Origin of the sequence: Gilvimarinus algae (assembly GCF_030518215.1) — a bacterium.
In the GTDB taxonomy this organism is placed as follows: Bacteria; Pseudomonadota; Gammaproteobacteria; order Pseudomonadales; family Cellvibrionaceae; genus Gilvimarinus; species Gilvimarinus algae.
Window position 1 is genome coordinate 421,745 of sequence record NZ_JAULRT010000035.1, and the last position, 26,536, is coordinate 448,280.

Genomic DNA, 26,536 nt, shown 5'->3' on the forward strand with positions numbered 1-26,536 from the left:
GCGCTGTTATTTTGGCGAGAGATGGCGGGCAAAAGTGTCCACCGCATAGTCCACACGCCGCTGGCGCTCTTCGGCTTTTAGCGACGGATCGGTAAATAGCTCCATGGCGCCGCGCCATTGGGTGCGGCGCCCAAGCGGTGATACTAAACGCATCACCAAAGTGCCCGCCTCGTAGTTGGCGAGATTGCTGAGCGCCGGCGCGATATCGTAGCGCTGCACCAGCTCTTGCTCGCTGACCGCATCGCCGAGAATGATGACAGCGCTAATCCAGTAATCGGCACTGTCGGTGCTGCCGACCATCTGAAAACCCTGTTCGGTCATGCGCTGTTCAAAGCGCTCGCGCAGATGCTCAATGGTCTTTTCACCCAGACTGTGCTCACCATCGCTAATGACCTCCGCCGGCGCAAACCAGGCAAAGCGATCGCCCGGTGCCAAGACAAAGCCAGGTTCACTGACGGAGATAAACGAGCTGGTATAGCGCGGCTCCTGCGGCGCCTGGCTAACGCAGCCCCACAGCAGCAAAGCACTCAAAACAACACAAGCGGTTTTTAAAAACGAGGGGGTCATAATCAGTCCTTTAACCGTTTTCCAATGGGAAAATTTATTTTTCCGGTTTAACAGCCCAAACAAAAAACTCGCGATTGCCGTCCCCACCGGTGATGGAGCTGGCAAAATAATCCTGTACTTGTAACCTCAAGTGCTCGCAGCTACGGCGGATTTTTTCTTCCACCTGCTGGTAAAGGTTCTCGTCCCTTACAATACCGCCTTTGGCAATTCCCTCACGGCCCACCTCAAACTGCGGCTTTACCAGGCTGATCAAGTCACCGCCAGGCGCCAGCAGAGGCATGAGCGCGGGTAGAATCAGGGTTTGTGAAATAAAGGAGACATCCATTACCGCCAGATCAAAACCGGTGGGCGCGTGCTTTTCCCTGAGCTGAAAAGGCAGTTCACGCGCGTTGATGTTCTCATAGTAACTCACGCGCGCATCGTTTTTGATTTTTTCCGCCAGCTGATCTCTGCCCACATCCACACCGACCAAAGCACCAATGCCTGCCTGCAGCAGGCAATCACTGAAACCGCCGGTAGACTGACCCACATCCAGGGCAATTTTTCCGTCTGGGTCAACACCGGTTCGCGCAAGAGCGCCGGCGAGCTTGAGACCGCCGCGCGATACATAGCGCTCTTCTTCACCCGCGAGTAACCGCAGCTGGTGTTCAGGCAGACATTTAAAGCTGTTTTTGCTCTGGGTTTGCCACTCGCCGTTGGTCATCAGTACCTGGACCTTGCCGGCACGTATGTATTGCTGCGCTTGCGCCCGGCTAATCGCCAGCCCACGCTCCACCAACACTTGATCAAGCCGGCTCATAGAGACACTACCCGTTTCTGAGCGCGGAGGAGTAAGCCATTCTTTTCAAAGCGCACAAAGCTTGTGTCGTTATTGGTCGGCTGCGATTTTTTCATCAATTGGCGTTACTCCACCGTAACACTTTTGGCCAGATTGCGTGGCTGATCGACATCCGTGCCTTTAATAATCGCTACATAGTAGGACAGCAACTGCAAGGGCAGGGTGTAGACCACAGGGGCCATCCACGGATGAGTGTGGGGCAGGTTGATTACCCGCATGGTCTCGTCGGAGGCAAACTGGGCATCGCGGTCGGCAAACACATAGAGAATGCCACCGCGCGCGCGCACTTCCTCGACATTGGATTTGAGCTTTTCCAACAGCTCATTGTTGGGGGCAATCACCACAATAGGCATGTCCTCGTCAATTAACGCCAGGGGCCCGTGCTTGAGCTCGCCGGCGGCATAGGCCTCGGCGTGAATGTAGGAAATCTCTTTGAGCTTGAGCGCCCCTTCCATGGCAATGGGGTATTGATCGCCGCGGCCGAGAAACAGTGTGTGGTGTTTGTCGGCAAATTCTTCGGCGAGCTTTTCAATGTCAGGGGCTAGCGTCAGGGTTTCTTCCAGCTGCTCTGGCAAGCTTTTCAGGGCACCGACCATTTCCGTTAGTAAGAGCGGGTTGATGTCGTTGTGTTGCCCAAGCGCGAGTACCAAAATCGCCAAACCCACCAATTGCGTGGTAAACGCCTTGGTGGAGGCCACACCGATTTCCACACCGGCGCGCGTCATAAAGGCCAGGTCAGATTCGCGTACCAGCGATGAGGCGCCTACATTGCAAACGGCGAGTGTTGCCAAGTAACCCAAGTGCCGTGCCATGCGCAGTGCAGCGAGAGTATCGGCGGTTTCGCCGGACTGGGAAATTGTCACCAACAAACTGTCGGGCAGGACCACGGGTTTGCGGTAGCGGTACTCGGAGGCAATTTCCACCGAGCAGGAAATGCCGGCGAGAGATTCCAGCCAGTAGCGCGCCACCATGGCCGAATGGTAGCTGGTGCCACAGGCGACAATTTGCACATGCTTTACCCTGGCAAACACATCGCCCGCCTGGGTGCCAAAGGCTTGGTCCAGCACATGATCTTCTGCCAAACGCGATTCCAGAGCGTTGCGCACGGCCTGCGGCTGATCGTAAATTTCCTTGAGCATAAAGTGGCGATAGCCACCCTTGTTGCCGGCGTCGTAACTGGCGGTGGACTCCTGCGCGGGGCGCTCGACGGGGTTGCCCCGGGCGTCTTCTATGTAAACCGTATTGCGGGTAATTTCGGCAACATCGCCCTCTTCCAGGTAAATAAACTGACGCGTCACTGGCAGCAGTGCCAGCGAATCTGAGGCGATAAAATTCTCGCCAATACCCAGACCAATGACCAAGGGGCTGCCCGAGCGGGCGACGACGAGTTTATCCGGCTCTTCACTGTCGAGCACGACAGTGCCGTAAGCGCCGCGCAACTGTTTTGCTGTTGCGCGCACAGCGGCGAACAGGCTCAAACCGGTTTGCCGCGCTTTGTGGACCATATGGGCGATAACTTCGGTATCCGTGTCTGAGCTAAAACGGTAACCGTCTTGCTCCAGGGCGGTTTTTAACTCCTGGTGATTTTCGATAATGCCATTGTGCACCACAGCCAGGCTATCGGCGCTGACGTGTGGGTGGGCATTGCGCTCGCTCGGCTCGCCGTGGGTTGCCCAGCGGGTATGGGCGATACCGGTACCACCTGCCAGCGGGCCGATCATGGCATCGGCCAGGGCCTGCACTTTGCCGAGCCGGCGCAGCCGCTGCAACTGGCCGGGCTCACTGACGACCGCGAGGCCCGCTGAGTCGTAGCCGCGGTACTCGAGCCGGCGCAGCCCTTCCAGTAAAATTTCTGCCACATCGCGCTGGGCGATAGCGCCCACTATTCCACACATACACTTGTCCTGTTGGGTTCTACAAACGGTTAATCGGCCCTGACCAGCAGCATCCTCGACACGTGAGGTTCACCATTGACGAGATAGGTTTCTTCTTTTTCAAAGTGTTCGGCATCGACAAACACAAAGCGCATCCCGACCATATGAGGGTCGCTTTTATGAGCCAGGTTGGTGATGTCCTGAAACTCAAAAACCAGCGTCTTATCATCGGCATCCGGGTGCAGTGCCAAACGCGGTTGATTGCCACGGGCGCAGTAATGCGTGGCCAGGAGCTTTTCGCCATCGCGGTGATAGAGGGTTTCAGTAATTTGCTGGGCCGGATCGCCATAGTCCTCAACCAAGGTGGTGTTTTTGGAAATCAGTCGGTAGTTCAGACGAAAGGCCTTCTCCTGCGGAGTTTGCGGCGACTGCAGTTTCCAGGACCCCGTTAAGGCTTCAAGCCCATGTAGAGGGCTTTGCTCTGCCCACAGGGCAGGCGAGCAAAGGAGGCTCGCGACAAACAAAACGGTTTTTATTTTCATGGCTTTCTCCCTGAGTCAGGCGCACAGCACCCGCACGCCCTGTTGCTCGATAGTGTGTTTGTTGTCATCGCTCAGATTTGCATCGGTGACCAGCAGGTCAATCACGGACCAGGGCAGCTCTAAGTTGTGAATTTTGCGCCCCAGCTTGTCGGATTCGGCGAGCACAATGACTTCGGCGGCAACCTCGGCCATCACCCTACTGAGACCATAGAGCTCATTAAAGGTGGTGGTGCCGCGCTCCAGATCCAGCCCATCGGCACCGATAAAGAGTTGATCAAAATCGTAGGCGCGCAACATCTGCTCGGCGAGCTGACCCTGAAAGGCCTCGGAGCGCGCGTCCCAGGTGCCGCCCGGCATCAACAGGGTGGGCTGATTGTCCAGCGCCAGTAGGGACTGGGCGATACCGAGGGAGTTGGTCATCACAACCAGACCTTGCAGCTTGCCAAGCTCGGGCAACAGTGCCGCTGTGGTATTGCCGCTGTCGATAATAATGCGGCTGTGATGGCGGATTTGCGCCGCCGCCAGGCGGGCAATTTTCTGTTTCACCGCAGAGGCGGCGGCGCCAGCGCGCAGAGGTTTTTGGGGTAGGGGAATAGCGCCACCGTGGCGACGCAGCAACAACCCGTGACTTTCGAGTGCGCCCAAATCCTTGCGGATGGTCACCTCAGAGGTATGAAACTCCTGTGCCAGAGCCTCGACGGCCACCTCACCGGATGCGTCGAGGAGGTCCAAAATGCGCCGCCGCCGCCACTGGGTATTACGCTGAGCCATAAACAGACTTTTTAAGTTTCAAAACGAAACAAATTCTAGCAAAACGAAAGGTTTAAACCAAGTAAACGTCCTTTTTCCTCTCTAGACAGGGGGCACCAGGCCCAGCTCAACGGCCTTGCGGGTCACGCCAGCGCGCGAGTTGACCTGCAACTTTTGGTAGATGGTCTTGAGATAGCCGGCCGCCGTGTTACTGGCCAGCCCCATGCGCTCGGCGGCAGCGCGCACACTCAGGCCATCGGCGATCAACTGCAGCAACTCCAGCTCCCGCGGGGAGAGGTCCGTACGGGGAAGCTTGGGGCGAAAATGCGACATCATCGCTCGGGCGATGGCGGGCGATAAGGGCGGCCGGCCCGCCACTATGCCCTTGAGCGCCTCGATAAAGCGCTCGTCGGTTTCGTCTTTGAGTAAATACCCCTGAGCGCCAGCGCGCAGAGCGGCAAACAGGTGTTCGTCGTCATCAAAGATGGTGATCATCACCACCCAGGGCACGCCGCTCAGGCAGGGCTCTTCGAGCAGAGCTGTGCCCTTGCCATCGGGTAGGCCGATATCCAGCAAGACGATATCGGGGCGCTGCCGCGCCAGTTGGTCCCTGGCCTGAGCCAGGCTCTCGCAGAGTCTGACGTCTATGCCGGTAAAGGCACTGCGCAAATAGCCAGCGAGCGCTTTGGCGGTCATTCGGTTGTCTTCGATCACAAGCGCTGATTGCATAGGCTAAGGCGTCTGGCGGGCGGTTCATAAAACGGTATTATATGCCATGGCGCGCCCTGCCCGCGCCGGCCTTTTTCGCTACGGACGAACGCTTCATGACATTCCAATTTTCGCCGCGCACGCTGATCAGCATCGGCGCTCTATTGTGTTTGCTGGTCGCCACGGCCGTTATTCATTTGGCGCTCAGCCTGCCGATGACGGATATCCACTTTCGTGCCTCATCCGACGCGCAAAAGCTGCTCCTGCACACCACCCCCGGCGGGCTTAACACCCATGTGCCGCCGGGTGAAGTCAGGGGCATGGTTGTCGCAGATCAATTCGTGCAGGCAACCACTGACTGGATCATTGAAGAGCCGGATGTGCTGCCGGATTTTCCGCGCCTGAACCAGCTCTACGAGCACCAACGCCTGCTCGCCTCGGCAGACAGGCTCGAGCTAGTGATGGCCGACGACAGCCGTCACACCATTCGCACTGGCGAGCGTCACTGGCATCAGCTGCCGGCGCTGTTCTGGCTGCAATTGCTGTTTGGCATTGGCGGGGCGATGACCGGTATTCTGGTCTGGTCCAGCCGGCGCCACAATCATGCCGCGGGTCTCTATGCGCTGACCGGTATCGGCTATTTAATTTTCGCACCGGCGGCGGCTATTTACAGCACACGCGAGCTGATTATCGATGGCGATTTGTTTCGCTTGCTGTCAGCTATTAACCACTTTGGCGCTCTCTTGTTTACCGCATCGCTGACGGCCCTGCTCAGTCAGTATCCGCGCGCGCTCGTACCGTTCAAGTTCACCGGCCTGATCTTTGCCCTGGCCGGTTTGGTCTGGTTATCAGACTACCGGCAGTGGCACAGCCCCATGGTGTTCCACTTCGGCGTGCTGGGTGTTTTTGCGGCGAGTTTTGTCTTTGCACTCTGGCAGTGGCGGGCCACAAAAGCTGATCCTGTCGGGCGGGCCGCGCTGCGGTGGTTTTTGCTGTCCATTTACCTGGCCACGGGTTTGTTTGCCTGCTTTATTATTTTGCCCGCTGCCCTACAGTTACCGCAGCCCGCCTCCCAAGGCCTGATGTTTGGCGCCTTTTTGTTGATGTACTGGGGCCTGGCGCTGGGTATTGTGCGCTATCGGCTGTTTGATCTGCACCAGTGGTGGCACGCCATTATGACCTGGTTTCTCGGTGGCGTTTGCGTCCTGGTGCTGGATGCCGTGCTGATTCTGTCGCTGGCGATGCCCGCAGACTTGGCGCTGTCGCTGTCACTGGCCATCAGCGGCTGGCTGTACTTTCCCGTGCGCCAGCTTATCTGGAACCGCTGGGGCAAACACAAAGCCCAGCACACGGACTCCTGGCTTCCGGACGTTTTGCCCCTGCTGCTGCGAGATACGAGCATTGACACTCAACGCTGGAAAAAGATTACGCAAACGCTCTTTCACAGTGCCAGCGCCGAGATAAGCGAGGGCTCGCAGGACCAAGCCCAAATTACCGACGATGGCATGAGCCTGGTGCTGCCGGACTTTACCCCAAACAGCGACAAACGGATTACCCTCTCGGGCGCCGACGGCGGTAGCCGGCTGTTCGTTAAGGCGGACATTGCCTGCTGGCGCAACCTGATGGCCATTACCCACCTGGCCAGCGAGGTCCACCAGGCCGAGAAAAAGGGCGCCGAGCTTGAGCGCCAGCGCATCAGGCGTGATATTCACGACGATATTGGCGCCCGCCTGCTGACGTTGCTGCACAGTGTCGATAAGACCCAACAACCTCTGATCAGAGAAACGCTCGCTGCAACCCGGGCTCTGGTAACCACCCTGAATCAGCAGCTCACGCCCTGGGCCGAAGCGCTCGGCCAATGGCAAGATGAAACCACCGCGCGGGTCGAGGCGGCGGGCCAGACTCTGCACTGGCACGGACAATCGAACACGACCGGAGCCATGGACGCGCGAACCTATACCAACCTGACCAGAATTTTCCGCGAGGCAGTGAGTAATGCTTTGCGTTACGGCGACCGCGAGCAGGGTATCAGCGTGTCTTGTTGCGTGGACGCGCAGGGCGCGCAGATTGCTATCGAAAACGCCATAGATACCCAAAGCGCGGCGGGCGTGGGCAGTGGGCGGGGTATTATGACCGAGCGGGCCAGCGAAATCGGAGCCGAGCTGCAAATCCTGTGCGAAGGGCAAACGCATCGACTCACGCTCAAACTGCCACTGAACGGCCGCGAACAAATCGCTCGCTAACGAGCACGGTTGTCATCGCCCCCCCTAAACGGGGCTACCGCAGTGAGGGTGCGCAGCTTAGCCTTGTTGATTTGGTTCATTCAAGGGAAGGCCCTATGTTTCGCACCTCTTTAATCAGTCTGGGCGTATGCAGTGTTCTGGTGCTGTCAGCTTGCGGCAGTGATGATAACGACAACGACCAGAGCGCTTCGAGTGTCGCATCCTCTAGCAGCAGTTCGTCGGTTAGCTCGGCCAGCAGCTCGGTAGAGTCCAGCAGTTCAGTCAGCTCCTCAAGCAGCGTGTCGCTCACTCAGGTCAGTGGGTTGGCCGCCGTCGGCGCTGCTTTAAGCAATGCGACAGTAACGGCCCATTGCGCCGACGGCAGCAGCTTTACCACAGCGGTGGTGACAAACAGCCAGGGCGCCTTTAGCGGCTCAGTCACCACCGGCGCTCTGCCCTGCGCCCTGCAAGTGCAGGGCGGCAATCCGCCAGTAAAGCTTCACAGTTATACCGACACGGGCGGGCACGTCAATATCACCCCCTTTACCGATCTGGCACTGGCCAATGCCACCAACCTCTCGCCGGAAGAGTGGTTTACTGACCCGGATTGGTCGCTGATCACCAATAATATCGCCACGGCCACCGCAGAGCTGGAAACGGCTTTGGAAGAGGCCGGCTACGATTTACCCGCCGGCGATTTTGCGCCTTTTACTCAAAGTTTCGCCATAGGCGACGAGTGGGATCAGGTGCTGGACCAGCTGCAGCTGGCGATCGATCAATCGGCAAGTATCGACGGCTACATCGCCCTGCTGGAGTTGGTGCGTCAGGGCAGCCTGGCCAGCTTGCCCGCTGGGTCGACCTCAAGCTCCAGTAGCTCGGTGTCTCAGAGCTCATCCAGCAGTAGCAGCTCTTCTTCAAGCGCAAGCTCTGTATCAGGCGGAGGTTCGGCAGAACAATGCTTTAACGCCGAACTGTTCAGCGAGGGAACGCAAATTATTGGCGAGTATCGCACCACCGACGGCGCCAGCGGGGCGGTGATTGACTTTACCTACGACCAAACCATTTTTGGCTCGAAAGCCTTCAATGGCCAGAGCGCTCGCTATGCAATATCCGATACCACCGCTACAGGCGCTGCACCCTCACAAAGCACCACGACGAGTTATTTTACCGTCAATGCGGCAGCCGCGCGCTCGGAGGCTTTGGGCGTTGAGGTAGTCACCCAATCGCCTATCAGCACAACCACCGTTACGCAAAACAACCCCGGACGACTCACCCGTTACGATCTGAACCCAGGTGAAAGCTACTCACAAACCTTCACGGCAACCACTCAGGTAATGGGTTTTGACGTGGATAGCGACATCAGTTTTACCACCACGTTTACAGGTATTGAAGAGGTGACGGTACCGGCCGGGACCTACTCGGCCTGTCGCTTTGACTCTGAAGAGGGCGGTTTGCAAACCACCCGCTGGTTTGCGGTGGAAAAAGGCATAGAGTTGAAAGTGATTTCCGATGGGGATGAGACCGTGTATGTGTCTGGCTCTGTCAATGGACAGGCTTTCTAACCCGTCTCTATAAAAAACCTGCCCCTTGCCTGTTACTAATATAGCTAGGGGCAGTGCTGTTTTAGCGGCTGCCCTGCAGCGACACTTCAACGGGCTGAGCCTCTCCATCAATCAGCAACGATTGATAGAGCTGCTCCACCTCGGCTTTTCCTGTGGCGGAAATTTCGCTGATCAACTTGTTCCTTGTATTAAATTGATCGTTTCCCCGGTAAAAATCATTGAGAAAGCGCGGATAATCATCGTAAAAGTTGCCTGGGGGCTGATTGATCTGAGCGATTACGCTCTCGCGCAGCGTCTCAAAGACCGCCGGCTCAATGGCGGTGAGCTCGGCTGGATAGGACTGGACGAAATCGGTAAATCTCTGGCTTAAATCGTCGAGCTCGGTGTTGGTGGTTTGGGCATAGAGAATAAAGCCCCAGTAGTCGCCAATGCGATCAATGCTCGAGCCGACCACATAACCTACTTGATCTTCCGTGCGCAGCTTATTGTAAAAAGCCTGATGAAACACAGAGTTGAGCAGCAGCAAGCGCGCACCTATACCCAGATCGGCCACTGGTGAATAGAACGCCTGCAGGAGGGCGTTATCCGTGTGCTGGGTCTCCCCAGCATACGTCAGGGCTTGGCCCACCTCAGGCGTGCGGTACTGACTCAGATAGCGCTCGCGCTTTTGCCATTCGCCCGGGAGCTGATTCTTAGTAGTAGCAACCAGTTGCTTGACCATCTGTCGATTGTAATTGCCAAAAGCGAAAATTCGAATTCGATTTTTTACGACCAGCTCGTGCTGATAGCGATTGATTTTCTCCAGCGTGATGGCTTGACTCGCCTCGCGCAGTTGTTCATCGCTCCAGCTGGGCGTCGACATTAAACGATCGAGCTCGGTAAACAACTGGCGGTTGGGGTCGGCTTTGGCACGACCGTCTAGCCAGTCTCTGAATCCCTCCATGGCAATGGTAAACGACTGTTCATCCACTTCCATTTCCACCCAGCGTTTTAGCAGGCGAGAATAGAGCAGAGGGTGCTTTTCACTGTAGCCTGAAAGGGTCAGAGCGTGGTTATCGCGGGGCCGTTCAATGCCAATGCCGATCCCGGCGCGTCCGGCCTTGTCCCGCAAGGCAGTGGTCTGCAGGGCAAAAATCCGGTTGATCAGATCGCTCATTACCCGGTTTTCAGCGCTCAACTGAGGTAACTCGGTATTGAACATGATCTGCACGTAGCCGTGCTCTGACGGGTGGTACATGCTGTGCGCAAGCCAGGCCTCAATGCCCTCTTCACTCACCACTTGTACCGGCGTGTCGATACTCGGTTCGATCACTTTGGCATTGGCAGAGCTGAACAGATCGTTCTCCTCGGGCAGGGCCAGAGTCATTTTCTCTGCCAGGGTTTGCCACTGTTGTAACTCCTGTTCGGTAAAGGACTGAATCCGGTATTGACCTTCGTAATAGGGAATAGCCGTGTCTACGTCGACCTGAGGGTTGATATGCCATATGCGCGCGTTGTTCAGTTTGAGCTGTTGCAACACATCATCAATAGCCTCGGGATCAAAGCGCTCGTAGACATAGTGAAAGTCAATCAGGTGTGCCAGGGGTACGTCAAACAGAGAGCTTGAAAATCCAATTGCCTGGTTGAGTGGGTTGGGCATTTGCAAATCCGCAAACTGCTTTTCCACCATGGCTTTGTATTCGCGAAAATAAGTCTCGTCCACACCGTCTTTACGGATTTTGTCCAGGTACGCAAATACCGTAGCAATGATGTCATCCTCATGCTCGAGACCGGACTCAGTCACACCGATGTTCACCATAAACATGCCGTCAGGACCATAATAATCCGGGCTGATGCTCGCGGTGAAGTCGTCCACCCAGCCCTTTTTGCGCAAGACTTCAGCGGCTGTTCCCGGCTCTTCGGAACTGATCAAATTGGCGAGGTAGCGGTTGGGCTTTACTGGCCATTGGTCGGTGTTGTCTTCAATAGCGAATTCAATCACTAACTGGCGGGTTGGTTTTTGCGGGCGATAGTAGATGTGTTGCCCGGTGACCTTTTCCGTCAGGCCTCTTTTTGCTATTTCAGCACGCTCTACCTGGCGGTTGGGAATTTCAGAAAAGTGCTCTCGCGCAAGCACCTCCAGACTATCCAGCGATTGTTTGCCAAACAACGCCAGCTTCATGTTGTTGGCCGAATAGTGCTCCTGATAGAAGCTGAGCATGGTTTCGTAGAGTGGCATACCCGGCTGATCCACCAGTGTTTGCAGATTGCCGACACTCATGCGACTGGCTGGGTTAGCTGGGTCTGCGGTTACGCCCCGGAGACGATTAATGATCCGGCCATCTTGTTTTCGTCCCATAGACCACTCGCTGTCCACGGCGTGACGCTCTTTGTCACTGTACTCGCGGTCAAATGTCGGGGATTTAAAATAGTCGCTGTAGCGATCCAGTGCTTCAGCGAAAGCGCCTTCGCCAATCTGGAAAAAGTAGTTGGTATGATCGGTGGCCGTATAGGCATTGCTGAAGCCAGCGTTTTGCTGGACAAACGTCTGAAAACTGTTGGGTTCGGGGTATTTTTCGGTACCCAGAAACAGCATGTGCTCGAGATAGTGAGCAAGCCCTGGAATTTCGGGCGGGTTTTGATAGCTGCCGACACCAACACTGAGAGACGCGCCCGAAACCTCGATACTGGTATCGGATATAAGCACCACCTGCAGCTCATTGGGCAGAGTGATAGAGCGGTATTCGCGCTCATCGTTGGGGCTTTTACGAATGTTTTGGGCGCTGCTTTGCTCTTCCCCCAGACCTCGCTGAGTGGCGCTCGGTGCACAGGCTGCAACAGAAACCAGCGCTACCATGACTATGAAAAAGTTTTTTAGTGCCGTCATACGAGCGTCCTTTTATCCTTAACTGAACAGGTAGATCAAGTAGCCACCGAGCAGCAGTCGGTAGATGACAAACGGCTGCATGCCGAGTTTTTTAATGAGAATCAAAAACCAGTGTATGCAGGCGTAAGCGCTGATGGCCGAAATCGCTGTGCCCACCAGCAAGTGATCAAAGCGCACTGCCTGGGGCTCGCCAATGATCTCAACGCTTTGCAAAAGCGCGGCCAAGGCAATAACCGGAATGCTGAGCAAGAATGAAAATCGCGCGCTGGCTTCTCGCGTTAAACCCAATAAGAGCCCGGCGGTCATGGTAATGCCTGAGCGCGATGTGCCAGGAATCAGCGCCAGAATTTGCGCCAGAGCAATACCGGTAATCTGGCGTACAGAGAGTTGGTATTCACTCTTGCATAGGGAGCTGTCATCACGATCGCCGGTTTTGACACGCCGCGAGTAACGCCAATCAGCCCAGCCAAGCAATAAGCCAAAAACAATCAGGCTGTAACCCATGTAGACGCCCGAGCGCATGTGATCTTCGATGTAGCTTTTCACTAGCAGACCAACCAGGCCGACCGGGATGGTTGCCAAGAGCACAGCCCAAGCCAGACGGGCCTCTGCGCTTTTGTCACCGTTTACCAGACTTGAGATCCAGGCGCGCGCAAGCCGCGCAATGTCTTGCCGGAAGTAGGCGAGCACCGCCAGAAGGCTGCCAAAGTGAACGGCTATGTCAAAAGCCAACCCCTGATCAGGCCAGTCGGTAAACAGGGGCACAAGCAACAAATGGGCACTGCTGGACACCGGCAAAAATTCGGTGAGCCCCTGAATCAGAGCGAGGACGACTACTTCAAGCCATTGCACAGGCGCCTTCTCAACTATTGTTTAACCGGCCGCTGCCAGCCGGCGATGTTACGTTGCTTGCCGCGAGCGATTGCCAACTCGTGCTCACCGGTACTGCGGGTAATGGTGCTACCCGCCGCCACGGTGGTACCCGAGGCCAGTGCTACCGGGGCTACCAGAGCGGTGTTGGAGCCCACGAAACAATCATCGCCAATCTCGGTACGAAATTTATTCACACCGTCGTAGTTACAGGTAATGGTGCCAGCGCCGATGTTAACTCCCTTGCCCATATCGCAGTCGCCGATGTAGCTCAGATGATTTACCTTGCTGCCCACACCGATCACAGACTTTTTCACTTCGACGAAGTTTCCCACGCGGGCCGTTTTTTGTAGGTGCGTTCCCGGGCGTAGCCGCGCGTAGGGGCCCACCGAACACCGCTCCTCGACGTGGGCCGCCTCCAACACACTGTTGGCTTCGATGCGCGAGCCGGCGCCAATGTGCGAATTTTTTATCACGCAGTTAGGGCCTATGGTTACGCCGTCACCCAGGCTGACCTCGCCTTCGATAATGACGTTGATATCAATAAACACATCCTCACCAAAGTGCAGCTGACCGCGGCAGTCAAAACGCCCAGGGTCGGCCAAAGCGAGACCTTGGGACATAAAAGTATCTGCCAGATGACGCTGGTAGAGCCGCTCAAGTTTGGCTTGCTGAATTCGGTTGTTCACGCCCTCGACTTCCCAGCCGAGCGAAGGCTGGCAGGCGTTTATGGCGATACCTTCGGCAGAGGCCATAGCGATAATGTCGGTCAGGTAGTATTCGCCTTGGGCATTGTCGTTATTCAGCTGACCCAGCCAGCGCTTCAAAGCGGAATTAGGGACCGCCATAATACCGGTGTTGATCTCGGTGATCGCCTTTTGCTCGGCGCTGGCGTCCTTTTCTTCAACAATCTGGGTAATGCGGCCGTCACTGTCGCGAAGAATACGGCCGTAGCCGGTGGGATTGCCCAGCACCACTGTGAGTAACCCAAGAGCCTCGTCGCCGGCACTTAACAGTAAGGCACTTAAGGTATCGGCGCTGATTAACGGCACATCGCCGTAGAGAATCAGGGTAACACCGCTATCCGATAAGTGGGGCAGGGCTTGTTGCACCGCATGGCCGGTGCCCAGTTGCTCCGGTTGATCCACCAAAATCAATTCTCGGCCCGCCACTTCGCTGGCCACCTGATCGCGACCATAACCAAGGACAAGGATGGGGTGTTGGGCAGTGCCAGGCAATGTACTGCACGTATCCAGTAGGTGGCAGAGCATGCTCTTACCCGCAATTTGCTGCAACACCTTGGGCTTGGTGGAGCGCATACGGGTGCCTTTGCCGGCGGCTAAAATCACAATATCCAAGGCAAGTACCTCTATTATCACTGGCTCATTCTGGCTGCATGATACCAAGAAGTACTGGCGGCTGCGGGAGAGTCTCGCGGGGCAAAACAAAAAAGGCAGCCGAAGCTGCCTTTTTTTACCAATACCGCAACGCCTACTTGCGGGTCTTTTGCCGAATGGCCTGCAGAGCGCGAAGCTGCGCCGAGGCTTCAGCCAACTGTATCGCAGCGCGGGAGTAATCCATATCCCCAGAGTTGTTCAACAGTTTGGCGGCCGCTTCCTGCTTGGCTTCTTCGGCGGCGGCTTCATCCATATCGCCAGCGCGCAAAGCGGTGTCTGCCAGAATGGTCACATGGTTGGGCTGCACTTCCAGATAACCACCGGAAACGTAGAACACCTCCTCATCACCACCTTGCTTTTTAATCCGGACCGGACCCGGCTCCAGGCCGGTAAGCAAAGGCGCGTGGCCATAGGTGACACCGAGATCCCCCAGCGAACCAGTAGCGACAACCATCTCTACCAGACCGGAAAAAATCTCACTCTCTGCACTGACGATATCGCAATGGACAGTCATTGCCATAATTGCCTCTCAAGCGTCTTGGGTGCGGCTGAGCCGCGCCCGATTACTTCATTTTTTCGGCTTTTTCGACCGCTTCGTCGATGGTGCCGACCATGTAGAAGGCCTGCTCGGGCAGGTGATCGTAGTCACCGGCCAAGATGCCCTGGAAACCACGGATGGTTTCTTTCAAAGAGACATATTTACCGGGTGAACCGGTAAAGACTTCTGCCACATGGAAAGGCTGTGACAAGAAGCGCTCAATTTTACGGGCGCGGGCTACGATTTGCTTGTCTTCTTCTGACAGCTCGTCCATACCCAAAATCGCAATGATATCTTTCAGCTCTTTATAGCGCTGCAACACCATCTGTACACCGCGGGCGACTTCGTAATGCTCCTGGCCGATAATCAGCGGATCCAGCTGACGAGAGGTAGAATCCAGTGGATCTACCGCCGGATAAATACCTTTAGAGGCGATATCACGGCTCAGGGTTACCGTTGAATCCAAGTGAGCAAAGGTGGTTGCCGGCGAGGGGTCAGTCAAGTCATCCGCAGGCACGTATACCGCCTGGATCGACGTAATCGAACCGGTCTTGGTTGAGGTAATACGCTCTTGCAGTACACCCATTTCTTCAGCCAGTGTCGGCTGGTAACCCACCGCTGAAGGCATACGACCCAGCAGTGCCGATACTTCGGTACCGGCCAGTGTGTAGCGGTAAATGTTGTCGACGAACAAGAGTACGTCTTTACCTTCGTCACGGAACTTCTCGGCCATGGTCAGACCGGTCAGTGCTACACGCAGACGGTTACCCGGCGGCTCGTTCATCTGACCGTACACCATGGCCACTTTGTCCAGTACGTTGGACTCTTTCATCTCGTAGTAGAAGTCGTTACCTTCACGAGTACGCTCACCCACACCGGCAAATACAGACAGACCGCTGTGTTCTTTGGCGATGTTGTTGATCAGCTCCATCATGTTCACGGTTTTACCGACACCGGCACCACCGAACAGACCCACTTTACCACCCTTGGCGAAAGGGCAAACCAGGTCGATAACCTTAATGCCGGTTTCCAGCAGCTCATTAGATGCGGCCAAGTCAGCGTAAGCAGGCGCATCGCGGTGAATCTTCATGCGCTCCTGCTCACCGATGGGGCCGGCTTCGTCAATCGGGTTACCCAGAACATCCATAATACGGCCCAGGGTCTCTTTACCCACCGGCACTTTAATGGCGTCTTTGGTGTTTTCTACAGAAAGGCCGCGACGCAGACCTTCAGAGGAGCCCAATGCAATGGTGCGTACCACACCGTCGCCCAATTGCTGCTGCACTTCCAAGGTCAGGTTGTTCTCGGGGATGGTCAGTGCGTCATACACCTGAGGCACAGCATCGCGCGGGAATTCCACGTCGATCACGGCGCCGATAATCTGTACGATACGTCCGCTACTCATTTCCGGTTCCTCTTTATTTCAGGCACCTGCCTGAAGGTTTAAGCTAGATTCTTTTACTGGTACCTGGCAATTAGGAAATTGCCGCAGCACCGCCGACAATTTCTGACAGTTCCTGGGTAATCGCTGCCTGGCGCGCCTTGTTGTACACCAGCTGCAAACCATCGATAAGCTCGCCGGCGTTATCGGTGGCGCTTTTCATAGCGATCATACGGGCCGCCTGTTCACAGGCGCCATTTTCTACCACAGCCTGATACACCTGAGACTCTATATAACGGGTCAGCAGGCCCTCGAGCAGTTGCTCGGCATCCGGCTCATACAGGTAATCCCAGTGGTGCTGCAGGTTTTCGTCTTGCTCAGGCTCCAGAGGTAACAACTGAGTCACTTCTGGGTTTTGGGTCATGGTGTTAACAAATTCATTCCCCACCAGATACAACTTATCAATGGTGTTGTCTGAATAGGCATCCAGCATAACTTTGACCGAGCCAATTAAATCCGCAACTGTCGGCGATTCACCGATATCGCGGGTGCTGGCCAGCACCTTACCGCCAAACTTGCCAAAAAACGCCTGCGCCTTGGCACCGATCAAGCACAGGTCCACACCGATGTTTTGATCGGCGTAGCTCTGCATTTTTTTCACTGCTGCCTTAAACAGGTTAACGTTCAAGCCACCACACAAGCCGCGATCAGTGGATACAATAATAAAGCCCACTCGCTTCACTTCACGCTGCTGCATAAAGCGGTGCTTGTATTCAGGGTTGGCGTTAGCCAGATGTCCGATCACAGCCCGCATGCGAGTCGCGTAGGGTTTCCCCAGCTGCATACGTTCTTGAGCTTTACGCATTTTACTGGCGGCGACCATTTCCATCGCGCTGGTAATTTTCTGCGTGCTCTTAATGCTCGAAATCTGTGTGCGTATTTCTTTTGCGCCTGCCATTACTCCGGCCCTCGAGATTTCTTTAGGTGGTGCGCAAAGCGCACCACACGCTTACCAGGTTTGGCTGGACTTAAACTTCTCAACCAAGGCTTTGAACTGACCTTCGTAATCGCTGTTCCAGTCACCGGTTTCGTTGATGGTTTTCATCAGTTCGCCGTGCTCGGAGGCCGCATAAGAGAGCAGCGCAGATTCAAAAGCCAGAATCTTGTTGGTCTCGATGTCTTTCAGATAACCTTCGTTCGCGCAGAACAGCACCAGGCCCATCTGAGCAATGCTCATTGGTGAGTACTGCTTCTGCTTCATCAGCTCAGTGACACGCTCACCGTGCTGCAGCTGAGCTTTAGTAGCCTCGTCCAGATCGGATGCGAACTGGGCAAACGCCGCAAGCTCACGGTACTGAGCCAGAGCGGTACGAATACCACCGGAAAGCTTTTTGATGATCTTGGTCTGGGCAGAACCACCCACACGCGATACCGAAATACCCGCGTTCATCGCCGGGCGAATACCCGAGTTGAACATGTTGGCTTCCAGGAAGATCTGGCCATCGGTAATGGAGATCACGTTAGTCGGTACGAACGCCGATACGTCACCAGCCTGCGTCTCAATGATCGGCAGTGCGGTCAGTGAGCCGGTTTTGCCTTTCACTTCACCGTTGGTGAATTTTTCGACGTACTCCGCGTTCACTCGAGCAGCGCGCTCCAGCAAGCGAGAGTGCAGGTAGAACACATCACCCGGATAAGCTTCACGACCCGGCGGGCGGCGCAGCAACAGAGAAATTTGACGGTAGGCCCAAGCCTGCTTGGTCAAATCATCATAGATGATCAGTGCGTCTTGACCGCGATCGCGGTAGTACTCACCGATGGTACAGCCGGCAAAGGCCGCAAGATACTGCATGGAGGCCGGATCAGAGGCGGTAGCCGCAACCACAACGGTGTGGTCCATTGCGCCGTGCTCTTCCAGTTTGCGAACTACGCTGGCAACCGATGACGCCTTCTGGCCGATAGCCACGTAGATACATTTAATGCCAGAGTCTTTCTGGTTGATAATGGCATCCACAGCGATCGCAGACTTACCGATCTGGCGGTCACCAATGATCAGCTCGCGCTGACCGCGACCGATCGGCACCATGGAGTCAACCGCTTTCAAACCGATTTGTACCGGCTGATCTACCGACTTACGCCAAATAACGCCAGGTGCTACTTTTTCAATGGCGTCAGTTTGCTTGGCGTTGACCGGACCTTTGCCGTCAATGGGGTTACCCAGGGCATCCACCACTCGGCCTTCCAGTTCCGGGCCTACCGGCACTTCCAGGATGCGGCCTGTGCATTTACAGGTCTGACCTTCGGCGATACCGAAGTAATCGCCCAAAATAACCGCACCTACAGAGTCCTGTTCAAGGTTAAGGGCCATGCCGTAAAGGCCGCCTTCAAACTCGATCATTTCCCCGTACATCACGTCCATCAGGCCGTGGATACGAACAATACCGTCAGAAACCGATACGACCGTGCCCTCGTTGCGGGCTTCGGATGACACATCGAGGTTATCGATGCGCTGTTTGATAATTTCGCTAATCTCGGATGGATTCAGCTGCTGCATGCTTTTTTCCTCAATCCTACGAATTGATTGCTTTGGCGAGTTTCTCTAACCGACCGCGCATGGAGCCGTCGATGACTAAATCACCAGCCTTGATAATCACGCCAGCGAGCAGTTGTTCATCAACTGCTGTGTTGACTTTGACCTTGCGCGCCAGTTTGGCACTGAGTGCATCCGCCAGTTTTTGCTGGCTGGCATCATCCAATTCAAAGGCCGTCGTCAGACTTACATCGACAGCTTGCTCTTGGGCGGTTTTCAGCGCATCAAAAAGGGTGAACACCTCGGGCAACAGCGCCAGTCGTTTGCTTTCGGCCAACAACTGGACAAAGTTTTTCACTTTCTCATCCAGCTGCTCACCGCAAACACCGATCAACGCGTTTGCTTGCTGCTCGGGCGTCATGGAAGGCGAAGTAACCACATCTTTCGCTTTGCCATAGCCGCTAACGGCCGCCAGAGTTTCCAGTTGTGTTGCCCAGCCCGCAAGATCGCCAATGTCGCGAGCGTAAGCAAACGCGGCTTTGGCATAGGGTCTTGCGAGGGTAATCAGTTCAGCCACAATTCACCTCGCTTATAAACTGGCAGCCAGTTTGTCGATCATGTCTTTGTGCGTCGACTGATCAACCGAAGACTCGAGCACTTTCTCGGCGCCGGCGAAAGCCAGTGTTGCCACCTGTGAACGCAGTTTTTCTTTTGCGCGATTCACTTCCTGCTCCACATCTGCTTGTGCAGCGGCTTTAATACGCTCGCCTTCTTCACGGGCCTGCTCTTTTGCTTCTTCCACAATCTGCGCGGCGCGCTTGTTGGCCGACTCCAGAATACTGGCAGCTTCGGCTTTGGCATCACGCAGTGTGTGTGTGGCCTTTTCCTGAGCAAGTTCAAGATCTTTACTTGCACGATCAGCGGCAGCCAGACCATCTGCGATTTTCTTTTGACGCTCAGTCATGGCCGCGGTAATCAAAGGCCAAATGTACTTCATGCAAATCAGCACAAAGACAATGAACGTAATGGACTGTCCAATGATGGTTAAATTAAGGTTCACGCCGACACCTCTGTTATGGGAAGTTTGTGTGCGTTGCTAAGGCCTCGACTTACGCCGCCATACCAGGGATGGTCACAAACAGGATAACCATGGCAATACCTACGCCGATCATTGGAACCGCATCAAGCAGACCAGCGATCAGGAACATTTTGCCTTGCAGCATCGGAGCCAGCTCCGGCTGACGGGCAGAACCTTCCAGCAGCTTGCCACCCAAAATGGCGAAACCAATAGCAGTGCCCAGTGCACCCAAACCAATCAACAGCGCAACAGCAATCAGTGCTAAACCCATGGTATTACTCCTCGTTCTAGAAAATAAACTAATGGTTAATGATTAAATTGATCTTCGTCGTCTTCGTGGAAAGCCATCGACATATAGACAATGGTCAGCACCATAAAGACAAACGCTTGCAGGGTAATAACGATAATGTGGAACAACGCCCAACCCAGTTGCAATGCCCCGGCAAACACCCCAAAGAGCAGGCCTGCGCTAAACATGGCGGCAATCAGGATAAAGATCATTTCGCCGGCATAGAGGTTACCGAACAGTCGCAAGCCCAAAGAAATGGGTTTTGCTACCAGGGCGATCGTTTCCAGGATCAGGTTGAACACAATGATCAGCGGCGCAAACAGCAGGCCTACACCTTTAAAGCTTGGGTGGAAGGGGTGGAAGGTGAGTTCCTTGATAAACCCAATCAAGCCTTTCTGACGAATACTAAAGAGAATAACCAGTGCGATTACCGTAAAGCCCATACCCAGAGTGATATTGGGGTCGGTGGTCGGCACTATCTTGAAGTAGAAATGGGGGTCGCCAGCAATCCAGGCCGCCAATTGCGGTATCCAATCCACCGGAACCAAGTCCATCAGGTTCATCAAAAATACCCAGACAAAAATTGTAAGGGCCAGCGGCGCAACAAAGCGGCTTCTGTACTGAAAACCATCTTTTACGGTTTTATCAATAAACTCGATGATGGCTTCAATGAAATTGAGCATACCGCTGGGAACACCGGCGTGTGCTTTTTTCGCACCCCAGCGAAACAGGGCCAGGAAAATAATACCCAAGCCAATCGACCAGAGCATAGAGTCAAGATGAATGGCGTTAAAACCCATTGCGGCCATTTCTTCGGGGCAGTGAGCCACTGTCCAGCCTGTGGTTTCCTGCACAGTTTTGCCGTCACAGTAAGTGCCGGCAGGCAGTTTGCCATAGGTCCAGTTGGTCAAGTGGTGCTGGATGTATTCGGTGGTCGTGGGTGCGTTACCGTCCGCTGCCATCTGTTATCTCTCAACTTGTGTAAGTAAAGCGTTTGTGTTTTCCCAAGCCCTTATCTCATCCACTGCGCCGAGCAAAAGTCGCGGCGGTGAGGGCCAGCTGCGCTATCTGAGCAAAAATGAAAGCGCATAAAAATACCGGTACGCTGTAATTGGCGTCCCGGGTGAATACCAATGCAAACAGGGCTACCGTAAGCATAAATTTCGCAGCTTCGGCACTGTAGAATCGGTTGACGCTGGTTTTCACATCATGAGCACCACGAACCTGACCGGCTATTTTGGCAAACACCATTGCCGGCACCAGGCACACGGAAAACCCCCAAAGCAGCGAAATCCCCCAACGCGGATACCAGAATAACAGTGGGCAGCTTGTGACGATCAATACCAACCACAAGATCACCAAGCGCCTGAATACTGGCATTCTGGCAATTACAGCCGATTTGTTACGGCGCACCTCAGGCATCGATTTTCTCTGTATTGCCGCCGGGTTATACAACCGGCTTAAGGGCAAAGTGTCGATTTCCGCCGTAGCTTAACGACAGCTTACAGACCAGCTGCAAAGCCGCCGCATTATAGGGGGTTTGTCACAGGCCTTTCAACTGCACTCGCTCCATTTTCGTTCAAATGGAGACAAATACGCCCTTTATTTGGGCAAATGACGGCAAACTAACCGTTAACAGATCTTAACTGGTCAGACCAATACCTGTGGATAACCACCCAGCGAGCGCAAAGCCTACCAGTAGTTGGCGGAAAAGTTAAGGAGCCTCTGAATAATTCCCTGCGGCCTCTGGCCTACAGAGCGTTTTGATATCAAGGCGGCGCGAGGGCGGGCTGCCGGCCCTTCGAAACGAGCCAACACAGAGATCGGAAGCTCTGTAAGCTCAGAAAGGGCGCGGCCGAAACGCCCACCTGTTGTGTTGCTCTTCTTGCCAAGGACTACAGCTATTGCCTGCGAAGAGCGCCGGGCGGAGTGAACCTTTTGAACTCGCGCAGAGACTGCTGAGAATTATCCAGAGGCTCCTTAGGCGTACAAATGACGCACGCTGATGCACGCCATTTTGTGGTGGTGGGTGTGGGGTGAAGGCTCTATTTGATGTGAGCGAGTATGCCGTCCAGCTCGTCGAGGTTGTTGTAGCTGATGACCAGCTTTCCCTTGCCTTTGGCGCCGTGCTGGATGCTGACTCCGGCGCCCAAGGTTTCAGAAAGCTCGGTTTGCAGGCGCTTAATGTCGGCAGAGACCGGCGGCACACCGATAGTGCCTTTGTTTTTTTCTTCCTGAATTTTGCGCACCAAGGCCTCGGCTTGGCGAACGGTGAGACCGCGGGCCGCAATTTGGCGGGCAGTGTCTCTTTGCTGTTCAGGGTTTAGCGAGAGCAGGGCGCGGGCGTGGCCCATTTCCAGGTCGCCGTGCTCAAGCAGCTTTTTGACCTCGTCATCGAGCGCAATCAGACGCAGCAGGTTGGTCACCGTGGTACGGGATTTCCCCACCGCCTGGGCGACTTCCTGGTGCGTGAGTTCAAACTCGTCCTGCAGGCGTTTGAGGGCAACGGCCTCTTCGATGGGGTTGAGGTCTTCGCGCTGTATGTTTTCAATCAGCGCCATGGCGATGGCGGCTTCATCCGTGACCACGCGCACCACGGCGGGTATTTTGTCCAGACCGGCAAGCTGGGTGGCGCGCCAACGACGCTCGCCGGCGATAATCTCGTACTTATTCTCGGAAATCAGGCGCACGACGATGGGCTGCATCACACCCTGGGCGCGAATGGAGTCGGCCAACTCTTCGAGAGCCTCTTGGTGCATATCGCGGCGAGGTTGGTACTTGCCTCGCTGAATGAGCTCTACAGGCAGCTGCATTAATTTTCCATCGGGCGCGCCAGAGGGCTCGGTCGCCACGGCGGCCTCGCCTGGCGTGTCATCCGCCGGGGGAATGCTGAGCCCGGCACCCAGCAGTGCGTCCAAACCTTTCCCCAAACCTTTGCGTTTTCCTGCCATGGGTTTACCTGTTTCTCGATGCATCCGGCGCTCAGTGCGCCATCTCTGAGTTGATGGGATCGCTGCCAGCACCTTGCTCGTTGCGACGGATGATTTCACCAGCCAGTGCCAAATAGGCGATCGCGCCTTTAGACTGACGGTCGTAGACCAGCACGGGCTGGCCATAACTGGGGGCTTCGGCCAAGCGCACGTTGCGCGGCACGCAGGTGCGATAGACGCGATCGCCGAAGTGCTCGTGCAACTGCGCCGAAACATCATTGGTGAGGCTGTTGCGCGGATCGTACATGGTGCGCAGTATGCCCTCGATTTTCAGTTGCGGATTGAGCACTTGATGAATTTGATTGATGGTGCCAATCAGTGCCGACAATCCCTCCAGGGCATAGTATTCACACTGCATGGGAATGATCACACCGTGGCAGGCGGCCAGGGCATTGAGTGTCAGCATATTGAGCGAGGGCGGGCAGTCAATCAGAATGTAATCGTAGTTGCCCGCCACTTGTTTGAGCACCAGATCCAACCGGCGCTCTTTGTTGGGCATGGACAACATTTCCACCTCGGCGGCCGTCAGGTCGCCGTTGGCCGGCAGCACATGGTATTTGCCCGCCTCTGAGACCACCAGACAATCGGCAGCGGCTGCCTGGTCAGTCAGTACATCGTAAATGGTTTCTTCAAGCTCCGACTTGTCTACCCCACTGCCCATGGTCGCATTGCCCTGCGGGTCAAGATCCACCAGCAGTACACGCTTTTTGGTTGCCACCAAAGAGGCAGCCAGATTGACGCAGGTGGTGGTTTTGCCGACCCCACCTTTTTGATTGGCAACGGCGTAGATTTTGGTCAAGTCGTTATCCTTCTGATATGTCGGACGCCCAAAGGGTCTCTATTGTGTGGCACTTGGGCCAAGCGGGCAAGCCGCGCCATCAACGCTTGCCCAAAATGAGTAAATGCCGCTCGCCCTCCTCGCCGGGCACGCAGAGACTCACTTGCTCATGCACCTGGTGAGAGTGGCCGATGCTGGCCAACTCATCCGCCGGAAAAACCCCTTTCATGGCGTAGAAGCGCCCGGTTTGATTGATCAGAAGATCGCACCAGAGGGTCATATCCGCCAGGCTGGCAAAGGCGCGGCTGATAACCCCATCGAACAGCTCGGCGGGCCTCAGGTTTTCCACCCGGGTATTTTCCACCTGCACATTGTCGAGTCCCAACTGGGTTTTGACATGAAATAAAAAGCGGGTTTTCTTGCCGTTGCTGTCGAGCAGGGTGAAGTGCTTTTGCGGAAAACAAATGGCCAGGACAATGCCCGGCAAACCGCCGCCGGTGCCCACATCGATCAATCGTTGCCCGTGAATGTGCGGCGCCACCGCCAGAGAATCCAGCAGGTGGCGACCGAGCATTTTGTCGATATCACGTACCGCGGAGAGGTTGTAAGCCCGGTTCCAGCGGGCAAACTCCGCCAGATAGTCCAGCAACAAGGTCACCTGCTCAGCGCTCAGTACCACACCCAGCTCGGCGGCGCCACGCTCAAGACGCAACCGCAAGGTGTCTCTATCAGCCATTAACTCGCCTCGGCCCGGGTGCGTCCCAACAGGCCGCGCTTTTTCAGATAAATCAGCAAAAGAGATACCGCCGCCGGCGTTACGCCGGGAATTCGCTGGGCACGTGCGAGAGTGTCCGGCCTCGCCTCAGACAGCTTTTGCTTGACTTCGTTGGACAGACCATCGACGGTGGCAAAGTCAAAATCTTCCGGAAAACGGGTGTTTTCGTGGGCTCGAAGCCGGTCAATTTCCTCTTGCTGGCGGGAGATATAACCTGAATATTTGGCATCGATTTCAATTTGTTCCGCCACGGCTTCGGCCACCGAAACCTCACCTTTGAGATTGGCGACGTCCGCGTAGTGCAGCTCCGGGCGCTTGAGCAAATCAAACAGGCTGTGCTCTCGGGTCAGCTGGCTTACGATTTTGCCGTCGAGCTTGGCCGCCTCGACCGAGCCCGCCTGCACCCAGGTATCTTTCAGGCGGGCGCGCTCGCGCTCGACGGCCTCGCGCTTTTCACAAAACGCCTGCCATTGCTCATCGCCCACTAGCCCTAATTCACGGCCCTTTTCAGTCAGCCGCTGATCGGCGTTGTCTTCGCGCAGCAGTAAGCGGTACTCGGCACGACTGGTAAACATGCGATAGGGCTCGCGGGTGCCCATGGTGATCAAATCATCCACCAGCACACCCAGATAAGCCTGGTCTCGACGCGGGCACCAGGCTTCCAGGTCGCGTGCGCGGCGGGCGGCGTTGAGCCCCGCCAGCAATCCCTGAGCGCCAGCTTCTTCGTAGCCGGTGGTGCCGTTTATCTGCCCGGCGAAATAGAGTCCGCCGATGACTTTGGTCTCGAGTGAGTACTTGAGATCCTGTGGGTTGAAGAAATCGTACTCAATGGCGTAGCCCGGCCGGGTAATGTGTGCGTTTTCAAACCCCTTGATTGAGCGCACCAGATTCATTTGCACGTCAAAAGGCAAGCTGGTGGAAATACCATTGGGGTAGAGCTCGTGCGTGGTTAACCCCTCGGGCTCGATAAACACTTGGTGGCTGAGCTTATCGGCAAAGCGGTGAATTTTGTCCTCAATGGACGGGCAATAGCGCGGCCCAACGCCTTCGATCACGCCGGAGTACATGGGTGAGCGATCCAGGCCACCGCGAATAATCTCATGGGTTTGCTCGTTGGTGTGGGTAATCCAGCAGCACACTTGCGGCGGTTGCAGGGCGCGGTTGCCTCGCACCGACATCACCGGGCGCGGCTCATCGCCCCACTGTTCTTGCAGCTCGCTAAAGTCAACGGACTTGGCATCAATCCGCGGCGGCGTGCCGGTTTTCAGCCTGTCCACCTGCAGCGGGTATTCGCGCAACCGCGCAGCCAGCGCCTGCGCCGGTGGATCACCGGCACGGCCGCCGGAGTGATTCTGCAGGCCGATATGGATGACTCCGCCGAGAAAGGTACCCGTGGTCAAGACCACCTGGTTGGCGTGGAATTTCAGGCCCATTTGAGTCACAACACCGCGCACCTGGTCATTTTCGACAATCAGGTCGTCCACCGCTTGCTGAAAAATCCACAAATTGGGCTGGTTTTCCAGAGCATGGCGGATAGCCGCTTTGTAGAGCACGCGATCGGCCTGGGCACGGGTAGCCCGCACAGCGGGCCCCTTGCGGGCATTGAGAATACGAAACTGGATGCCACCGGCGTCGGTCGCCAGAGCCATAGCGCCACCAAGCGCATCGATTTCCTTTACCAGGTGGCTTTTGCCGATACCGCCAATGGCCGGGTTGCAAGACATTTGCCCAAGAGTTTCGACGTTGTGCGACAGCAACAGCGTACGACACCCCATGCGGGCGGCCGCCAGACAGGCTTCGGTGCCAGCATGCCCGCCGCCTACCACAATCACATCGAAGTGTTCCGGAAAATTCATAACCCGTCTCGGCATCCAGTTGGAAAAAGGGCGCACATTATAGAGTGCTTGTGGCGGTTGTACAAAACATGTTCAATCTTTATTCATCGAATTATTTATACATAAAGTTATTAAATTGAAATTTA

Annotated in this window: 24 protein-coding genes; 2 read left to right on the forward strand and 22 right to left on the reverse strand. The window is 55.5% G+C overall.

What is annotated here, in order from left to right:
• Window positions 1-6: 6 nt before the first annotated feature.
• From QWI16_RS05585 to QWI16_RS05610, 6 genes are all read right to left on the reverse strand, one after another.
• The gene (locus QWI16_RS05585) at window positions 7-567 is read right to left on the reverse strand and encodes a DUF4136 domain-containing protein (protein WP_302711776.1); all 561 of its coding nucleotides are present in this window, start codon (window positions 565-567) and stop codon (window positions 7-9) included.
• Between the two features lie 34 nt (window positions 568-601).
• A complete protein-coding gene (locus QWI16_RS05590; RefSeq protein WP_302711778.1) occupies window positions 602-1,366 on the reverse strand; it encodes a TlyA family RNA methyltransferase in 765 nt (254 codons plus the stop codon).
• A gap of 104 nt (window positions 1,367-1,470) precedes the next feature.
• On the reverse strand, window positions 1,471-3,300 hold the full coding sequence (gene glmS, locus QWI16_RS05595; protein ID WP_302711780.1) for a glutamine--fructose-6-phosphate transaminase (isomerizing): 1,830 nt from the start codon (window positions 3,298-3,300) through the stop codon (window positions 1,471-1,473).
• 29 nt (window positions 3,301-3,329) lie between these two features.
• Entirely contained in the window at window positions 3,330-3,821 is a 492-nt protein-coding gene (locus tag QWI16_RS05600) for a hypothetical protein (RefSeq protein WP_302711781.1), read from the reverse strand.
• Between the two features lie 15 nt (window positions 3,822-3,836).
• On the reverse strand, window positions 3,837-4,592 hold the full coding sequence (locus QWI16_RS05605; RefSeq protein ID WP_302711782.1) for a DeoR/GlpR family DNA-binding transcription regulator: 756 nt from the start codon (window positions 4,590-4,592) through the stop codon (window positions 3,837-3,839).
• An 81-nt stretch (window positions 4,593-4,673) separates the two neighbouring features.
• Entirely contained in the window at window positions 4,674-5,300 is a 627-nt protein-coding gene (locus tag QWI16_RS05610) for a response regulator transcription factor (protein WP_302711783.1), read from the reverse strand.
• Window positions 5,301-5,395: 95 nt separating this feature from the next.
• Between QWI16_RS05610 and QWI16_RS05615 the strand changes: the two genes are divergently transcribed.
• Window positions 5,396-7,522, forward strand: a complete 2,127-nt coding sequence (locus QWI16_RS05615; RefSeq protein WP_302711784.1) for a sensor histidine kinase — start codon at window positions 5,396-5,398, stop codon at window positions 7,520-7,522.
• 95 nt (window positions 7,523-7,617) lie between these two features.
• Window positions 7,618-9,063, forward strand: coding sequence for a hypothetical protein (locus tag QWI16_RS05620; protein WP_302711785.1), 1,446 nt, complete (start codon window positions 7,618-7,620; stop codon window positions 9,061-9,063).
• Window positions 9,064-9,124: 61 nt separating this feature from the next.
• On the opposite strand, the gene QWI16_RS05625 is transcribed toward QWI16_RS05620, so the two are convergent.
• The 16 genes from QWI16_RS05625 to mnmG all read right to left on the reverse strand — a co-directional run bounded on the left by QWI16_RS05625 (window position 9,125) and on the right by mnmG (window position 26,411).
• Window positions 9,125-11,929, reverse strand: a complete 2,805-nt coding sequence (locus QWI16_RS05625; protein ID WP_302711786.1) for an insulinase family protein — start codon at window positions 11,927-11,929, stop codon at window positions 9,125-9,127.
• A gap of 18 nt (window positions 11,930-11,947) precedes the next feature.
• Entirely contained in the window at window positions 11,948-12,781 is an 834-nt protein-coding gene (locus QWI16_RS05630) for an undecaprenyl-diphosphate phosphatase (RefSeq protein WP_302711787.1), read from the reverse strand.
• A 14-nt stretch (window positions 12,782-12,795) separates the two neighbouring features.
• Window positions 12,796-14,178, reverse strand: a complete 1,383-nt coding sequence (gene glmU / locus QWI16_RS05635) for a bifunctional UDP-N-acetylglucosamine diphosphorylase/glucosamine-1-phosphate N-acetyltransferase GlmU (RefSeq protein WP_302711788.1) — start codon at window positions 14,176-14,178, stop codon at window positions 12,796-12,798.
• A 112-nt stretch (window positions 14,179-14,290) separates the two neighbouring features.
• Window positions 14,291-14,716 (reverse strand): F0F1 ATP synthase subunit epsilon, encoded by a 426-nt coding sequence (locus tag QWI16_RS05640; protein WP_302711790.1) that lies wholly within the window; start codon window positions 14,714-14,716, stop codon window positions 14,291-14,293.
• A gap of 43 nt (window positions 14,717-14,759) precedes the next feature.
• On the reverse strand, window positions 14,760-16,139 hold the full coding sequence (atpD, locus tag QWI16_RS05645; RefSeq protein ID WP_302711791.1) for a F0F1 ATP synthase subunit beta: 1,380 nt from the start codon (window positions 16,137-16,139) through the stop codon (window positions 14,760-14,762).
• Between the two features lie 70 nt (window positions 16,140-16,209).
• Window positions 16,210-17,073, reverse strand: coding sequence for a F0F1 ATP synthase subunit gamma (atpG, locus tag QWI16_RS05650; protein WP_302711792.1), 864 nt, complete (start codon window positions 17,071-17,073; stop codon window positions 16,210-16,212).
• 51 nt (window positions 17,074-17,124) lie between these two features.
• Window positions 17,125-18,669, reverse strand: a complete 1,545-nt coding sequence (atpA, locus tag QWI16_RS05655) for a F0F1 ATP synthase subunit alpha (protein ID WP_302711793.1) — start codon at window positions 18,667-18,669, stop codon at window positions 17,125-17,127.
• Between the two features lie 16 nt (window positions 18,670-18,685).
• A complete protein-coding gene (locus tag QWI16_RS05660) occupies window positions 18,686-19,222 on the reverse strand; it encodes a F0F1 ATP synthase subunit delta (RefSeq protein WP_302711794.1) in 537 nt (178 codons plus the stop codon).
• Between the two features lie 12 nt (window positions 19,223-19,234).
• A complete protein-coding gene (locus tag QWI16_RS05665) occupies window positions 19,235-19,705 on the reverse strand; it encodes a F0F1 ATP synthase subunit B (protein ID WP_302711795.1) in 471 nt (156 codons plus the stop codon).
• Window positions 19,706-19,754: 49 nt separating this feature from the next.
• A complete protein-coding gene (gene atpE, locus QWI16_RS05670) occupies window positions 19,755-19,994 on the reverse strand; it encodes a F0F1 ATP synthase subunit C (protein ID WP_302711796.1) in 240 nt (79 codons plus the stop codon).
• Window positions 19,995-20,029: 35 nt separating this feature from the next.
• Window positions 20,030-20,974 (reverse strand): F0F1 ATP synthase subunit A, encoded by a 945-nt coding sequence (atpB, locus tag QWI16_RS05675; RefSeq protein ID WP_302711798.1) that lies wholly within the window; start codon window positions 20,972-20,974, stop codon window positions 20,030-20,032.
• Window positions 20,975-21,029: 55 nt separating this feature from the next.
• Window positions 21,030-21,434: an ATP synthase subunit I gene (locus QWI16_RS05680; RefSeq protein WP_302711799.1), complete on the reverse strand. Its 405-nt coding sequence runs from the start codon at window positions 21,432-21,434 to the stop codon at window positions 21,030-21,032.
• A 623-nt stretch (window positions 21,435-22,057) separates the two neighbouring features.
• Window positions 22,058-22,963 (reverse strand): ParB/RepB/Spo0J family partition protein, encoded by a 906-nt coding sequence (locus QWI16_RS05685; protein ID WP_302711904.1) that lies wholly within the window; start codon window positions 22,961-22,963, stop codon window positions 22,058-22,060.
• Window positions 22,964-22,994: 31 nt separating this feature from the next.
• Window positions 22,995-23,801 carry a ParA family protein gene (locus QWI16_RS05690; protein ID WP_302711800.1) on the reverse strand — a complete coding sequence of 269 codons (807 nt, stop codon included), beginning with the start codon at window positions 23,799-23,801 and terminating at the stop codon, window positions 22,995-22,997.
• A gap of 79 nt (window positions 23,802-23,880) precedes the next feature.
• A complete protein-coding gene (rsmG, locus tag QWI16_RS05695) occupies window positions 23,881-24,516 on the reverse strand; it encodes a 16S rRNA (guanine(527)-N(7))-methyltransferase RsmG (RefSeq protein WP_302711801.1) in 636 nt (211 codons plus the stop codon).
• The gene (mnmG, locus tag QWI16_RS05700; protein WP_302711802.1) at window positions 24,516-26,411 is read right to left on the reverse strand and encodes a tRNA uridine-5-carboxymethylaminomethyl(34) synthesis enzyme MnmG; all 1,896 of its coding nucleotides are present in this window, start codon (window positions 26,409-26,411) and stop codon (window positions 24,516-24,518) included. Before mnmG ends, rsmG begins: the two co-directional genes overlap by 1 nt.
• Window positions 26,412-26,536 lie beyond the last annotated feature (125 nt).